We start from the raw sequence: 15,032 nt of genomic DNA, 5'->3' as shown, positions 1-15,032 counted from the left end.
GAATGGGTACATTCAGGGGAGCAGGTCAGTTCCGGTATACGTTCAGGAGTGTGATGTCGAAATCATCAGGGAATTTGAGAGTTGTCGACTCCGATTCAACGTCCAGTTCCCCCTTGTTAAGGCGGATTTCCCGCTTTTCCGCCTCGTTCAAGCGGCGCTTTTCGTCCCCTTCTCGAATGTACGCGTTGCCGTCAACGGTCTCAACCAACTTGTCAGCCCGATAGTACACCCTAAGCACCAGCATATAGTCGTCTTGACCGCTGGCGTTTTTGACCGGCACCTTTTTGAACTCATGCTTTGCGTCGGAACATAGCCTCTGAACAGTGTGAAGCTGATTGATGTGCTCTTGCTCGGTCTTAGCGCATCCTGTGATCTTGCCGTCGTTCTCAACGCCTATGAACACGATCCCGCCATGGGGCTGCGTATTTGCCCACATCGACAGATAGTCGGCCAAATCCTTTTGGGAAACCTTTGCGCGCTTCCGCTCCACGCGGTTATCCTCTGCGAACCGTTCAATAGTTTCCTGATCGCAGGAACCGAAGATATCGTCGGGCGTCCAAAGTTGTGGTAAACTCGGAAGTGGAGCGTTGAAGTCGAAGGTTAGCTGTTCGTTTACCATTACAATCCCAAGGGAGGCTTGTCGACTTGGATGAATTGCGTAAGTGATAACAAGAGGTTACTCTCAGAAAGGTAGGATTATAGGCGTATGCCGACGTTGATGGAAGCCACCAAAACCAATCGATTAGACGAGTTCATCCGTCAAGCTGAAGCAGCTGGCGTAGGGCCAGCTAACAAACGCGCCTTCATTCCAAGCTACTGAGCGGGTGACTAAACCGGATTACTTGTGTCAGGGGAAAATTCCTTAATGGTACATTGGAACTCTGGGTACTGAGCCAACTCACCCAATCTCCACCACCACATTCCCCACCACCTCGCCCTTCTCCACCGCCTCATGCGCCTTCGCAATCTCGTCGAGGCCATACCGCCCGCCGATCAAATGTTTCAGGCTGTTCTTCTCCAGCATCTCCGTCAGTCCGCTCACCGCCGCTTCGCGCTCGGCCGGCAGCAGCTCGTAGACGAGGAAGACCTGTAGCGTCAGGCTGCTCCACAGCATGGTTGGAAACGATACGGGGACATCGCCGGCCAGGCTCGACCCGTAGCAGACGATCTTGCCGTGCGGGGCCAGCGCGCCGTTGGAGATGATGGCGGCGGTGGAATAGAAATCCATGTCGATCAGCCCGTCGGCGCCCTTGCCAGCGGTCAGGCCCTTGACCGTGGCTGCGACGTCCTTTGCCTTGTAGTCGATGACGAAATCGGCGCCGGCGCTGCGGGCATGCGGGGCACGGGCGGTCGAGGCGGTGCTGATGACGCGGGCGCCGCGCATCTTGGCGATCTGCACCGCATAATGGCCGACCGCCGAGCCGGCGCCGATGACGATCAGCGTCTTGCCGCGTATGTCGCCATGCAGATTGACCGCGTGGATCGCCGTCAGCGCCGGAATGCCGAGACAGGCGCCGATGGAGAAATCGACGCCTTCGGGCAGGGGCACCGCCTGCGCTTCGGGCAGGCTGATCCATTCGGCGGCGGTGCCGAAGGGGCGGCGCCACTGGCCGTTCCACACCCAGACGCGCTGGCCGATGCGGCCGTGATCGACGCCGCTTCCCACCGCGTCGATGATGCCGGCGCCGTCGCTGTGCGGGATGATGCGCGCGGCGCCGGGCGGCCGATTGCGCCTGGATTTCACGTCCGAGGGATTGACGCCGGAGGCATGCAGCCGCACGCGGACCTCGCCCGGCTCCGCAATGGGCGTCGGCATCTCGCCGACCCTCAGGACCTCGCGCGGCGCGCCGTTGCGCTCATACCAGGCCGCTTTCATCTTCCCCCTCCAGCTTTGCCATGCGGGCCGCCAAGCTTTCGCTGCCACGGTGTGCCGCCATTGACAATTTCCGATCCTCCGGCGCAGGCTCGTTCATCTTCAACAGAGATAAAGGCCTGTCTTGAGACATCCGGTAACCGGTCTCCAGGAGAACCGTAAGAGCAGTTCCGCCGTTCCGCCAGCGGCCGAAGCGCAGAATCCAACGAAAGCTGACCCAGCGAAGGCCGTCGAGCCTGCGGAGAGGTTCATCTCCGCCGACCACGAGGCCGAATACCGCGCATTCCTCGCCGAGCACCCCGACATCGAGGCCGTCGAGTTCCTGCTGGTCGATCCGAACGGCATCATTCGCGGCAAATGGGCGCCGGGCGACAGTTTGAAGAAGGCTTTTCAGGAAGGCGTCAACTTTCCCATGTCCCTGCACGGGCTGGACGTCTGGGGCCGCGAGGTGGAAGAGACCGGCCTGCACATCGAAACGGGCGACAAGGACGGCTATTGCCGGGCGACGCGCGGTTCGCTGTCCATCGTGCCCTGGGCCAAGCGCAAGACGGCGCAGGTGCTGTTGCAGACGTTTACGCCGGAGGGCGAGCCGTTCATGGCCTGCGCGCGCCAGGTGCTGAAGCACAAGGTGGCCGAGGCGAACGACCGGGGCTTCTTCCCGGTCGCCGCCTTCGAATTGGAGTTCTACCTGCTCGACCCGGCCAGGGAGGACAGCGCCGGCATGCCGACGCCGCTCGGCGCCGGCGAGGGGCCGGACCGGCTGCGCATGTACGGGCTCGACGACCTGGCCGAGAACGCCGCCCTGTTCGACATGATCCGCGATGCGGCCGACGCGCAGAGCCTGCCGATCGACACGATCATCAAGGAGGCGGCCCCCGGCCAGTTCGAGGTCAATCTGAAGCATCGCGCAGACCCGCTGAGGGCTGCCGACGACGTCATCCTCTTGCGCCGCATCGTCATGGGCTGCGCCCGCGCCCATGGGCTGACGGCCACCTTCATGGCCAAGCCGTTCATCGACTATGCCGGCAACGGCATGCATGTGCACACCTCCATGCTCGACGGCGAGGGAAGCAATGTCTTCGCCGGCGCCGATGGCCGCGCGCGGCTCGAATCGGCGGTGGCTGGCCTGATCAAGACCATGCCGGAATCGCTGATCCTCTACATCAACACGTGGAACGGCTTTCGCCGCATCACGCCCGGCTCCTACGCGCCGACCCATGCGGTGTGGGCGGAGAACAACCGTTCCGTGGCGCTGCGCATTCCCATGTCGACGGAGGAGAACCGCCGCGTCGAGCACCGTATTTCGGGCGCCGACGCCAATCCCTATCTGGTCATGGCGGCCATCATCCAGGGCATGATGGAAGGGATCGACAGCGGCGCCAAGCCGCCGCCGCCGGTCGAGGGCAGCGCCTATGACGAGGACGCCAAGGTCGGCACGGCCTTGCCCGACGACATGGACGACGCCCTGCAGCTCGCCTCGCGCAGCGCCTTTCTCGACCGCGCTCTGGGGCCGCTCTTGGCCAAGGTCTACCGCGATCTGAAGCGTGCCGAGATCATCGCTTTCTGGAGCGAGATCACGCCCTTGGAGCGCACGACCTATCTGTGATCGGTATGGAAATTGACGCTTGTCGCACTGCTGAAACGACAATAGGGTTGCATGAAAGAGGCGGGTTCCGGTCCGGTAAGGCCGGGACTTCAAGAAGTCCCCAGGGGAGAAGATTCATGTTACGCAAGACCATTCTGCTTTCCTGCGTCTCGCTGGCTGCAGCCGTCCTGACGGTCGGCGCACAGGCGCAGGACCGTGTTGTCAACGTCTACAACTGGTCCGACTACATCGATGAATCGATCCTCGAGGATTTCACCAAGGAAACCGGCATCAAGGTCGTCTACGACGTCTACGATTCCAATGAAATTCTTGAAACCAAGCTTTTAGCCGGCGGCTCTGGCTATGATGTCGTGGTGCCGTCGGGCGAGTTCCTCGGCCGGCAGATCGGCGCCGGCGTCTTCCAGAAGCTCGACAAGGCGAAGCTGCCGAACCTGTCCAACATGTGGGACATGATCAGCGAGCGCACCGCGATCTACGACCCAGGCAACGAATATTCGATCAACTATATGTGGGGCACCACCGGCATCGGCTACAATGCCGGCAAGGTCGAGGAAATTCTCGGCACGGCCAAGGTCGACACCTGGGATGTGCTGTTCAAGCCGGAGCTTGCGGCAAAATTCAAGGATTGCGGCATCCACATGCTGGATTCGGCCAGCGAGGTCGTGCGCGCCGCGCTGATCTATCAGGGGCTCGACCCCAACACGCCGTCGGCCGATGATCTGGCCAAGGCGGAGGAACTGCTGAGCGCCGTGCGCCCCTATGTGCGCAAGTTCCATTCCTCCGAATACATCAATGGCCTGGCCAATGGCGACATCTGCCTGGCGCTCGGCTATTCGGGCGATATCTTCCAGGCGCGCGACCGCGCGGCCGAGGCCGAGCAGGGGGTCGAAGTGGGCTACAGCATCCCCAAGGAAGGGGCGCTCCTGTGGTTCGACCAGATGGCCATCCCGGCCGATGCCCCGCATGCCGCCGAGGCGCATGAGTTCCTGAACTACATCATGCGCCCCGATGTCATCGCCAAGGCGTCCAACTACGTTGTCTACGCCAATGGCAACAAGGCGGCGCAGGCCGAGATGGACGAGGAAGTAACCGGCGATCCGGCCGTCTATCCCGACGAGGCGACGATGGCCAAGCTGCAGGCGCCGTTGCCCTACGACATGCGCACGCAGCGCGTGGTGACGCGAATGTGGACCAAGGTGGTGACGGGCCAATAGCGGTTTCGGGCGGAACCGCTGATGAAATCGCTCGGCTCGACGCGCCGCAGTTTCGCGCCCTGGGCCGACGCCCAGGCGAAACCCTACATCGCCTTCGAAAACGTCACCAAGCGGTTCGGCGATTTCACCGCCGTCGACGATCTGTCGCTGAACGTCTTCGAGCGCGAGTTCTTCGCGCTTCTGGGGGCGTCGGGCTGCGGAAAGACGACGCTTCTGCGCATGCTGGCGGGCTTCGAGCAGCCGACCGCCGGGCGCATTTTTCTCGACGGCCAGGACCTTGCCGGCATCCCGCCGCACAAGCGGCCGGTCAACATGATGTTCCAGTCCTACGCGCTGTTTCCGCACATGACGGTCGAGAAGAACATCGCCTTCGGCCTGAAGCAGGACCGCATGCCGGCCGGCGAGATCGCCGATCGCGTCGCCGCCATGCTGAAACTGGTCAAGCTGGAGCCATTCGCCAAGCGCAAGCCGCACCAGCTTTCCGGCGGCCAGCGCCAGCGCGTGGCGCTCGCCCGTTCGCTCGCCAAGCGGCCGAAGCTGCTGCTGCTCGACGAACCGCTCGGCGCGCTCGACAAGAAATTGCGCGAGGAGACCCAGTTCGAGCTGATGGATCTGCAATATGACCTAGGCCTGACCTTCATGGTCGTCACCCACGACCAGGAGGAGGCGATGACCATGGCCGACCGCATCGCCGTGATGGACAAGGGCAAGGTCATCCAGGTGGCGACGCCGGCCGAGATCTACGAGGCGCCGAATTCGCGCTTCGTCGCCGATTTCGTCGGCTCGATCAACATGTTCGAAGGCCAGGTGACGGCCGCCGACCGGGATGCGGCGCGCATCGCCGACGGCGAGGGCCGCGAGCTTTCGGTGACGAATTCTGCCGGCGCCGAGACGGGCGCCACCGTCTGGTTCGCCGTCCGGCCGGAAAAGATCGAGGTCTCGCGGCACCGGCCGGAAAACGCGGTCAACGCGATCGAGGGCGAGATCTGGGACATCGCCTATCTGGGCGACATGACCATCCATCACGTCAAGCTGGACGACGGGCGCGTCGTCAAGGCGAGCAGCATCAACCGGCAGCGGGCGGTCGACGACGCCCTGACCTGGCACGACCGCGCCTGGATTTCCTTTCCGGCCGATGCCGGCGTCGTGTTGACGCGGTAGGCTGGCGATGGGACGTTTCCTCGCCGCGCTCGCCTCCCGCCTGGTCATCGTCGTCCCTTATCTGTGGCTGCTGGTGTTCTTCCTGGCGCCGTTCCTGATCGTCTTCAAGATTTCGCTGTCGGAGCCGGCCATCGCAATGCCGCCCTACCAGCCGGTGTTCGACCTGGCCGGCGGGCTGGCGGCCTTTTTCGCCAAGCTGGGAAACCTCTCCTTCAGCAATTATCTGTGGCTTGCCGACGATCCGCTCTACATCAACGCCTATCTGTCGAGCATCTGGATTGCCGGCGTCTCGACCGTCATCACGCTGGCCGTCGGCTACCCCATCGCCTACGGCATGGCGCGCGCGCCGGCCTCCATCCGGCCGTTGCTGCTGATGCTGGTCATCCTGCCCTTCTGGACGAGCTTCCTGATCCGCGTCTATGCCTGGATCGGCATCCTGAAGCCGGAAGGGCTGCTGAACCAGTTCCTCCTGTTCCTTGGCGTCATCGACACGCCGCTGGTCATCCTCAACACGACGACGGCGATCCACATAGGCATCGTCTATTCCTACCTGCCGTTCATGGTCCTGCCGCTCTATGCGACGCTGGAGAAGATGGACAATTCGCTGATCGAGGCCGCGCGCGACCTCGGCTGCCCATCGCTTTCCGCCTTCTGGAAGATCACCTTTCCATTGTCGCTGCCGGGGGTCGTGGCGGGCTGCATGCTGGTCTTCATTCCGGCGGTCGGCGAATTCGTCATTCCCGACCTGCTGGGCGGCTCGCAAACGCTGATGATCGGCAAGACCCTGTGGAGCGAATTCTTCAACAACCGCGACTGGCCGGTTTCCTCGGCGGTCGCCGTCATCCTGCTCTTGCTGCTGATCGTACCGATCATGCTGTTCCAGCGCTCGCAGGCGCGCGCCAGAGAAGCGGGGAACTGAGCCATGGCGGGAAACTGGAGCCGCTTCAACATCGTCTCGCTGGTGCTGGGCTTCGCCTTCCTGTACCTGCCGATCGTCCTCCTGGTGATCTATTCCTTCAATGAATCGCGCCTGGTCACGGTCTGGGCCGGCTTTTCCACCAAATGGTACGTCACCCTGTTCTCCAACCGGGGCTTGATGGACGCCGCCTGGGTGACGGCGCGCGTTGCCTTCCTGTCGGCGACGGTGGCCACCGTGCTCGGCACGATGGCGGCAATCGCCCTGACGCGCTACACGCGGTTTCGCGGCCGGATGCTGTTTTCCGGCATGGTCTTCGCCCCGCTGGTCATGCCCGAGGTCATCACCGGCCTGTCGCTGCTGCTGCTGTTCGTGGCGATCAATTTCGACCGCGGATTTCTCACGGTCACCTTGGCGCACATCACCTTCTCGATGTGCTTCGTCGCCGTGGTGGTGCAATCGCGCCTGGTCACCTTCGACCAGTCATTGGAGGAGGCCGCGCTCGATCTCGGTGCGACGCCGCTCGGCGCTTTTTTCCAGGTGACGCTGCCTGTCATCCTTCCGGCCGTCATCGCCGGCTGGATGCTGGCCTTCACCCTGTCGCTCGACGATCTGGTGATCGCCAGCTTCACCTCCGGCCCCGGTGCCACCACGCTGCCGATGAAGATCTACAGCCAGGTGCGCCTCGGCGTCACGCCGGAGATCAACGCCGTCTGCACGATCCTGATCGGCATCGTCGCCTGCGGCGTCATCATCGCGTCCATCATCACCAAACGCCAGGAAATCCAGCGCCAGCGCGATGAGCGCGCCGCGGCGCGCATCATCGGCTGAAGCAAGGCTATTCGACCAGGAATGGAGCGATGAAAGGCGCGCTCCACGAGCCGCCGATGAAGAAGGTTTCCTTGGGTCCTTCCTGGGGGCTCTCTCCGGCGTTCTCTGCGGCGCCCTCCGTTTTCGCCGGCGCGATGCTGCCGGAAAGGGCGATGCCCCGCCCGGCAAACGGCACGAGCCCGCCGAGCGTCACCACTTCCTGAGAACTCAGCCGCGCTTCCGCCTTGTCGATCCAGGCGATGCCGCCGGCCAGCGTCGCCTTCAATTCGGCGCCTTCGATCGGCAGCTCGCCGTCGGCGATGTCGGCCAGCGGAAAGAACGTCCCCTTGTCATTGTGCTCGCGAAACGATTTGAGGTTGAGGCCGGGAACGACACCCTTGCCGAAACTCGCCGAGATGGATCCATCCGCCGTTTCCAGGACGCTTTCCAGTGTGTCGCCCTGGCCCTTGAGGAAGACAGAGAACGAGCCGCGCGCCTTCGGCATCAGGTTTGTCAGCTGCAGCTTCGACGCCAGATCCTCGCCATTGATGTCCTCGGCGGCGAGACGCAGTTCGGCGTGATTGCGGCTTGCGACATTGTCGAGGCGGACGCCCACCTGCAGCATGCCGCCGAAGGCGGTCGCGTCGGAAATGTCGAGGCTGACCAGCCCGTCCCTGACCTGCGCGGTGGCCGCCACGCCTGTCATCGACACCGAGCCGGCGGTGGCGGTGGCGGCCGACAGCCGCAGATCCAGATTGGCCCGGCGCGACACCGGCGACTTCATGGCATCCCCCGGCGTGCCCGAATCCGGCGTCAGTGCCGCCAACAGGGAGCGCAGATCCAGCGACTTGAAGGCCAGCGTCCCGGTGACGGTTGGCTGCGGCCCGGTGAAGGCGATGTCGAAGGCGCCGGTAGCGCTGTTGTCGCCGAGGCCGATTGCCGCGTTTTCGAACTTCATGCGCTTCGCATCGCCCATGATCGTGCTTTTCAGCGTTGCTGCCTTGATCGTGCTGCCCGGCCAGTCCTCGAGCATGGTCCATTCGATCAGCCGCTGCAGGGATGGGGCCGTTGCCTCCACCTGGCCGTCGATAAAGGCGTTCTCGGCGACGTCCACCTGGCCCTTGAAGGAAAGGAAGACCGGTGCGGTCTTCAGCGAAAGCGACAACGCCGCCTTGCCCCCCGCCAGCAGCAACAGGGGATGTTCCGAGGAGCCCTCCAGCGTCACGCTCTCGCCGTGCCAGATCCCGCGCGCCGACAACGACGCTGAACGGTTGAGCGCCGGCCAGATCAGCGTTCCGCTCAGCCCGCTGGCGATTGGCGGAAGGCTGCGGTCCGTCAGCGAGACGATCCGCCCGTCCTCGATCTCGACCGTTGCGAAGGCATCGCTCGGCAGCGCGCTGATGTCGGGCGCGTTGGGATTGGCTTTCAAAAGTTCACGCGTCATCTCGATCGACTGCGCCAGCCGGCCCCATTTGGGGATGGTCTGGAACCGGGGCGTGTCGCCCGCGCCGTTGACGCGCAGGACAGGACGCACCAGGCGGATCTTGGTGAAGACCACTTCGCCGCGCAGCGCCGCCAGCGCGGAAAGGTCGATCTCGACGCGCTCGGCCCCCATCACCGCCGGGTGCTGGTTGTCGCGCCAGTCCGACAGGACCACATCGTTGAGCACTGCCTTGAAGGAGGGCCAGACGCGGATTTCCGGCGCATCGTCGAGCCGCACCCGGTAACCGCTCCAGGCGCTGACCTGCTGCGCCACGCTGTCGCGGACGATCTGCGTCGAGGCGATCACCGGCAGGCACAGCACCACGACAACCGCAATCAATGCGGCAATACCCAGTGCCCATATGCTCTTCTTCATCGCCGACGCGGGCATCGTTCCTCACCCAAACGGTCGCGTTGCCCCGACCTTATGAACCCCTCAACGGGTTTAAACCAGACGAACGGCATTTCAAGGATTTGTGGCGCCGGGGTGGCGTAGTGCACGGCTTTCTCGCTCCGCGTGCGCAATGGCAGGCAAAAAAGTCAGCCGGCGAAAAATTATGACCCCTGACACATTGCCCGGGCAGGGGTGGAAATGCATAACAAGGCCGGCCGTTTTCGGGGCCGCAAGGAGGATAGAATGAGCCAAGCCGGGCCGCTTTGGACCCCATCCGACACGCAGAAGGGCCAGGCGCCCATCACCGCCTTCATGCGCGAGGCGGAGGCCGTTTCGGGCCGCCCGATAGCGAATTATGAGGCGCTGCATGCCTGGTCGATCGACGACCGGGAGGGCTTCTGGTCTCTGGTATGGGACTTCTGCGGCGTCATCGGTGAACGCGGCGCGCCCGTGCTGCTCGATGGCGATCTGATGCCGGGGGCCGCGTTCTTCCCCGACGCGCGGCTCAACTTTGCCGAAAACCTGCTGCGCCGGACGGGTTCAGACGATGCGCTGGTGTTTCGCGGCGAGGACAAGGTCGAGCGACGTCTTTCGTGGGACGAACTCAGGAGCATGGTCTCGCGCCTGCAGCAATTGTTTCGCGTCCAGGGCCTGAAGGCCGGCGACCGGGTTGCGGCGATGATGCCCAACATGCCCGAGACGATCGCCGCCATGCTTGCTGCGGCCTCGCTCGGCGCGGTCTGGTCGTCCTGTTCTCCCGATTTCGGCGTCCAGGGCGTGCTTGACCGGTTTGGCCAGATCGAGCCGACGATCTTCATCGCACCGGACGGCTATTGGTACGGGGGCAAGGCGTTCGACGTCGGCGACAAGACCGCCGAGCTGATGGCGAAACTGCCGAGCGTCAGGCTGGCGCTGATCGTCGATTATCTCGGCACCGCGCAGGAGGCAGCACGGAAAATCGACCGCGCCGAGGCTTTCACGCCGGCGCTTGCCGCGTTCGCCGAGGCCGAGCCGACCTTCGAGCGATTGCCTTTTTCGCATCCCCTGTACATCCTGTTTTCCTCGGGCACGACCGGCATTCCCAAATGCATCGTCCATTCAGCGGGCGGCACGCTGCTGCAGCATCTGAAGGAGCATCGCCTGCATGCGGGCCTCGTTCCCGGTGATCGGCTGTTCTATTTCACCACCTGCGGCTGGATGATGTGGAACTGGCTGGCCAGCGGTCTCGCCTCCGAGGTGACGCTGCTTCTCTATGACGGTTCGCCGTTCCATCCGGACGGCAACATCCTGTTCGATTTCGCCCAGGCCGAGCGGATGACCTATTTCGGCACCTCGGCGAAGTTCATCGATGCGGTGCGCAAGGCGGGCCTGACGCCGATGACGACGCATGACCTGTCGACGGTGCGCACGCTTTCCTCGACCGGCTCGCCGCTGGCGCCGGAGAATTTCGAGTTCGTCTACCAGGCGATCAAGAAGGACGTGCACCTGGCCTCGATCTCCGGCGGAACGGACATCGTGTCGTGCTTCGTCCTTGGCGTGCCGACACTGCCCGTGTGGATCGGCGAGATCCAGGCGGCCGGTCTCGGCATGGCGGTGGAGGTCTGGGACGAGGTAGGCAAGCCGCTGCGGCAGGGCAAGGGCGAGCTCGTCTGCACGCGCGCCTTTCCGGCCATGCCCCTCGGCTTCTGGAACGATCCGAACGGCGAGAAATACCACGCCGCCTATTTCGACCGCTTCGACAATGTGTGGTGCCATGGCGATTTCGCCGAATGGACGGGGCATGGCGGCATCGTCATCCACGGCCGGTCCGACGCGACCCTCAATCCCGGAGGCGTGCGCATCGGCACGGCGGAGATCTACAATCAGGTCGAGCAACTCCCCGAGATCCTCGAGGCGATCTGCATCGGGCAGGATTGGGAGGACGATGTGCGGGTGGTGCTGTTCGTGCGGCTCGCCGAGGGCGTCGATCTGGACGCGGCGCTGGAGAAGACCATCCGCACCAAGATCAGGACCGGCGCCAGCCCTCGCCACGTGCCGGCCAAGATCATTGCCGTAGCCGACATTCCGCGCACCAAATCCGGCAAGATCACCGAACTGGCGGTGCGCGACATCGTCCATGGACGCGCGGTGAAGAACCAGGAAGCCCTGGCCAATCCGCAGGCCCTCGATCTGTATCGCGACCTGCCGGCCCTGCGGCAATGATCGCCGCCTTTGTGGTTAAGCATTCGTAACGCTTAAATTTACCGAGATTTCACAGATGGTACACTTTGGTAAAGATCTCGGCACTCCGGTAAGGTTCTGTTAAGGGATCGTCGCGATAGTAGTGGCAACTTGACGAGCCGGGCTGAACCCCAAATTCGCCCCGACTGATTGCCGGAAGTTCGCCAAGCCCCGTTTTTGACAGCATTCCAAGACCCTCAAAGCGCCCCGATGGGCGCTTTTTTTTGACTGGAAACAGCTTTGCCGGCTTAGCGTGATTTGCAGTCAGGCGGAAACATCTGCCGTCCGCATGAATGCGGAAAAACAATGAACCGGTCTACAGCGCCGCGCGTCTCATCAGACGCGCAAAGGACACTGTAACACATTGAAATGATGCATGTTCGTTGTCATTCAAATGAATCCGTTTGAATGCGACATGCATTAGGTGTTGCGATCACCCATCAGCGGGCGCGACAGGAGGATCACCGGCACGATGGCGGTGGCGATGATCAGAAGGGCGGCGACGGCGCCGTCTTCCACCGCCCCGCGCGAGGCGTTCTCATAGACATGGGTCGCCAGCGTGCGAAAGCCGAAGGGACGCAGCAGGATCGTCGCCGACAATTCCTTCACCGTATCGACGAAGACGAGGATGCCGGCGGTGAGGATGGCCGGCTTGAGCAGCGGCAGCAGGATCGTCAAGGCGCTCTGATTGGCTGTCTTGCCGAGGCTGCGGGCCGCCTGATCGAGATTGGGCGGGAGCTTTTCCAGGCCGGATCGTATGGCGCTTTCGGCCAGCGCCAGGAAGCGGATCGTGCAGGCGATGACGATGGAGGCGGCCGTTCCGGTGAGGATCAGTCCGGTGGAAAAGCCCGCAAACGACCGGCTGAAACCATCGACCGTGTTGTCGATCCACGCCAGCGAAAGCAGCAGGCCAAGGCCGAGAATGGTGCCGGGCAGCGCGTAGCCGATCGAGGCGAGCCGCACCAGAAGCAACGTGGCCGGGCGGCGCCGCAGGCGGATCGCGTTGATCAGCAACAATGCCAGGAGGACGGTCAGGACTGCTGTGACGCTGGCCACCGCAACGCTGGTGAGGAACGCCTGCAGCACCTGCGGGTCGGCGAACTGATACAGGCGCCGCATCACATAGCGGCCGAAGACGAACAGCGGGATGCCGAAGCCGAGCAGAATGGGCAATGACAGCGCGCCCGCCGCCGCTAAGCCGCGCCCGCCCGAAAGCGTGATGCGCGGCGGCCGCACATGCATCTGCGTGCCGCGCGCGGCGTGAAATCGTTGCTGCCGCCGCGCCCATTGTTCCGCCGACAACAGCAGGAAAACGATCACCAGCATGACGGCGGCGATCTGCGCCGCCCCTTCGAGGCTGCCCCGGTTCAGCCAGGTGGAATAGACCGACAGGGTCAGCGTCCTGACTCCCAGATACTCCACCGCGCCGATGTCGTTCAGCGTTTCCATCATCACCAGGGCAAGGCCGGCGACGATGGCTGGGCGCGCCACCGGCAGCAGGATGCGGAAGAAGACGCGCCACGGGCGCGCGCCCAGCGTGCGCGCGACGTCGGCGATGTTGCGCCCCTGCATGAGGAACACCACCCGCGCGGTCAGATAGACGTAAGGGAAGGTGACGGAGGTGATGACCAGCGCCGCGCCCCAGGTGGAGCGGATGTCGGGGAACCAGTAGTCGCGCGAATTGGTGAAGCCGAACAAGGCGCGCAGCGCCGATTGCAACGGGCCGACATAGTGGAAGAACTCGCCGAACGCATAGGCTGCGAGATAGGGCGGCACGGCGAGCGGCAGGACGAGCGCCCAGGCGAGAAGCCGCCGCAGCGGGAAATCATACGCCACCACCAGCCAGGCGCAGCCGACGCCGATGACGCTGGTGCCCGCAGCGACGAACAGGAGCAGCGCCAGGGTCGTGCCCAGCGATTGCGGCAGGACGTAGCGCAGAAGATGCGGCCACTCCTCGCTCGTGCCCGAAACGGCCACCAGCAGGATGGTGGCGACCGGCAGCAGGACCGCCAGGACGACGATCACGCTGCCGACAAGGGCGGCAATGTGACGCTCACCGCGAATGCGCGGCAAGGAGCGAGGGGTGGACGCGGAGCTGGCGGTCATAGCCTCAGCGGCCAGGCGTGGCTTCGCGCCACTTGCCTGCGTTGGAGATCGGCATACGCCTTGAAACGCAAAAAGCCGGGCCTCTTGCGAGGCCCGGCTTGATCGCCGTTGAAAGGATCAGCTTTCCGGACCGTCATCGAGACCGACGCGATCCACCATTTCGGAGGCGGCTTTGCGGTACTTGGCGATGTCCGCCAGCGACAGGCTATCGGGCTTGATTTCGCCGAAGGACTGGACGGTTTCGGAGATCTTTGCGCCGGGGAGCACCGGGTATTCGTAATTGGCCTCGGCGTAGATCGCTTGCGCCTCGGCACTGCCGAGGAAGCGCATCAGCTCGAGCGCGTTCTCGCGGTTCGGCGCGTGCTTCGCCATCGCCATGCCGGAGATGTTGACATGCGTGCCGCGATCTTCGCTGTTCGGGAACAGGACCTTGATGGCGCCGGCCCAATCCTTCTGCTCCGGCTCCTTGTCGTTATTGATCATCAGGCCGACATAGTAGGTGTTGCCGATGCCCAGATCGCATTCGCCGGCAAAGATGGATTGCGCCTGGTTGCGGTCGCCGCCATCGGGCTTGCGGGCAAGGTTCGCCTTCAGGCCCTTCATCCATTCTTCCGCCTTCTGTTCGCCGTGATGGGCGATCATCGAGGCGAACAGGGCGAGGTTGTAATTGTGCTGGCCGCTGCGCATGCAGATCTTGCCCTTCCACTTGGGATCGGCAAGTTCCTCATAGGTGATCGTGTCCTGGGCGACGCGGTCCTTCGAAGCGTAGATCACACGGCCACGCGTGGTCAGGCCGAACCATTCGCCCTCGGGGTCGCGGAATTCGGCCGGAATTTCGGAATTGATGGCCGCGTCGTCGACCGGTTGGCTGACGCCCTTTTCCTTGACGTTGATCAGGCGGCCGATGTCGACCGTCAGCACCACGTCGGCCGGCGAGTTGGTGCCCTCGGCGGCGATCCGGTCCTCGAGACCCTTGTCGAGGAACAGAACCTCGGTCTTGGTTCCGGTCTTGGCGGTGAACGCGTCGAGCAGCGGCTGGATCAGGAAGGGCTGGCGATAGGAATAGATGTTCACCGTGCCTTCGGCCTGGGCGGCAGGCAGCGTGGTGGCGAAGCCGCCGGCGATGGCGAGCGCGGCAATGCCGGCTTTCGCTGCGCGGAATGGATTTGTGTTCATGGTCATGACGTGTCTCCAAGCCTTTGGGAGTTAAGGTCCCATGGAAAGAGCTGCGGTGTTTTCCCCCAGCGTTG

At 63.5% G+C, this 15,032-nt stretch carries 11 protein-coding genes; 6 read left to right on the top strand and 5 right to left on the bottom strand.

Translation table 11 applies throughout. The features are described from left to right. Positions 1 to 25: 25 nt before the first annotated feature. On the bottom strand, positions 26 to 619 hold the full coding sequence (locus AB843_RS20200; RefSeq protein WP_048648693.1) for an AlbA family DNA-binding domain-containing protein: 594 nt from the start codon (positions 617 to 619) through the stop codon (positions 26 to 28). Between the two features lie 279 nt (positions 620 to 898). After that, positions 899 to 1,876: an NADPH:quinone reductase gene (locus AB843_RS20195; RefSeq protein ID WP_048648692.1), complete on the bottom strand. Its 978-nt coding sequence runs from the start codon at positions 1,874 to 1,876 to the stop codon at positions 899 to 901. A 121-nt stretch (positions 1,877 to 1,997) separates the two neighbouring features. Between AB843_RS20195 and AB843_RS20190 the strand changes: the two genes are divergently transcribed. From AB843_RS20190 to AB843_RS20170, 5 genes are all read left to right on the top strand, one after another. After that, positions 1,998 to 3,479 (top strand): glutamine synthetase family protein, encoded by a 1,482-nt coding sequence (locus tag AB843_RS20190; RefSeq protein ID WP_425286827.1) that lies wholly within the window; start codon positions 1,998 to 2,000, stop codon positions 3,477 to 3,479. 116 nt (positions 3,480 to 3,595) lie between these two features. Then, positions 3,596 to 4,693, top strand: a complete 1,098-nt coding sequence (locus tag AB843_RS20185) for a polyamine ABC transporter substrate-binding protein (RefSeq protein WP_048648691.1) — start codon at positions 3,596 to 3,598, stop codon at positions 4,691 to 4,693. 21 nt (positions 4,694 to 4,714) lie between these two features. Then, positions 4,715 to 5,854 (top strand): ABC transporter ATP-binding protein, encoded by a 1,140-nt coding sequence (locus AB843_RS20180; protein ID WP_048648690.1) that lies wholly within the window; start codon positions 4,715 to 4,717, stop codon positions 5,852 to 5,854. 7 nt (positions 5,855 to 5,861) lie between these two features. Next, positions 5,862 to 6,773 carry an ABC transporter permease subunit gene (locus AB843_RS20175; RefSeq protein WP_048648689.1) on the top strand — a complete coding sequence of 304 codons (912 nt, stop codon included), beginning with the start codon at positions 5,862 to 5,864 and terminating at the stop codon, positions 6,771 to 6,773. 3 nt (positions 6,774 to 6,776) lie between these two features. Continuing rightward, a complete protein-coding gene (locus tag AB843_RS20170; protein ID WP_048648688.1) occupies positions 6,777 to 7,601 on the top strand; it encodes an ABC transporter permease subunit in 825 nt (274 codons plus the stop codon). Between the two features lie 7 nt (positions 7,602 to 7,608). On the opposite strand, the gene AB843_RS20165 is transcribed toward AB843_RS20170, so the two are convergent. Further along, complete coding sequence (locus AB843_RS20165) at positions 7,609 to 9,453, bottom strand: AsmA family protein (RefSeq protein WP_244468045.1); 1,845 nt, start codon at positions 9,451 to 9,453, stop codon at positions 7,609 to 7,611. A 246-nt stretch (positions 9,454 to 9,699) separates the two neighbouring features. Here AB843_RS20165 and AB843_RS20160 point away from each other — a divergent pair, with 246 nt between their 5' ends. Next, positions 9,700 to 11,658, top strand: coding sequence for an acetoacetate--CoA ligase (locus AB843_RS20160; protein ID WP_048648686.1), 1,959 nt, complete (start codon positions 9,700 to 9,702; stop codon positions 11,656 to 11,658). A gap of 438 nt (positions 11,659 to 12,096) precedes the next feature. On the opposite strand, the gene AB843_RS20155 is transcribed toward AB843_RS20160, so the two are convergent. Together AB843_RS20155 and AB843_RS20150 are read right to left on the bottom strand one after the other, a co-directional pair. Further along, on the bottom strand, positions 12,097 to 13,782 hold the full coding sequence (locus AB843_RS20155; RefSeq protein ID WP_053086160.1) for an ABC transporter permease: 1,686 nt from the start codon (positions 13,780 to 13,782) through the stop codon (positions 12,097 to 12,099). A 117-nt stretch (positions 13,783 to 13,899) separates the two neighbouring features. Beyond that, the gene (locus AB843_RS20150) at positions 13,900 to 14,958 is read right to left on the bottom strand and encodes a Fe(3+) ABC transporter substrate-binding protein (protein WP_048648709.1); all 1,059 of its coding nucleotides are present in this window, start codon (positions 14,956 to 14,958) and stop codon (positions 13,900 to 13,902) included. Between the last annotated feature and the right edge of the window lie 74 nt (positions 14,959 to 15,032).

Source organism: Nitratireductor soli (assembly GCF_001050155.1).
In the GTDB taxonomy this organism is placed as follows: Bacteria; Pseudomonadota; Alphaproteobacteria; order Rhizobiales; family Rhizobiaceae; genus Nitratireductor; species Nitratireductor soli.
Note: the sequence above shows the minus strand (reverse complement) of the source record. Positions and strands in the feature narration are given on the sequence as shown.

Bases quoted from the DNA above. Each gene is read 5' to 3' on its own strand.
- AB843_RS20200 (WP_048648693.1), bottom strand. From the start codon at position 619: ATGGTAAACGAACAGCTAACCTTCGACTTCAACGCTCCACTTCCGAGT.
- AB843_RS20195 (WP_048648692.1), bottom strand. From the start codon at position 1,876: ATGAAAGCGGCCTGGTATGAGCGCAACGGCGCGCCGCGCGAGGTCCTG.
- AB843_RS20185 (WP_048648691.1), top strand. From the start codon at position 3,596: ATGTTACGCAAGACCATTCTGCTTTCCTGCGTCTCGCTGGCTGCAGCC.
- AB843_RS20180 (WP_048648690.1), top strand. From the start codon at position 4,715: ATGAAATCGCTCGGCTCGACGCGCCGCAGTTTCGCGCCCTGGGCCGAC.
- AB843_RS20175 (WP_048648689.1), top strand. From the start codon at position 5,862: ATGGGACGTTTCCTCGCCGCGCTCGCCTCCCGCCTGGTCATCGTCGTC.
- AB843_RS20170 (WP_048648688.1), top strand. From the start codon at position 6,777: ATGGCGGGAAACTGGAGCCGCTTCAACATCGTCTCGCTGGTGCTGGGC.
- AB843_RS20165 (WP_244468045.1), bottom strand. From the start codon at position 9,453: ATGCCCGCGTCGGCGATGAAGAAGAGCATATGGGCACTGGGTATTGCC.
- AB843_RS20160 (WP_048648686.1), top strand. From the start codon at position 9,700: ATGAGCCAAGCCGGGCCGCTTTGGACCCCATCCGACACGCAGAAGGGC.
- AB843_RS20155 (WP_053086160.1), bottom strand. From the start codon at position 13,782: ATGACCGCCAGCTCCGCGTCCACCCCTCGCTCCTTGCCGCGCATTCGC.
- AB843_RS20150 (WP_048648709.1), bottom strand. From the start codon at position 14,958: ATGAACACAAATCCATTCCGCGCAGCGAAAGCCGGCATTGCCGCGCTC.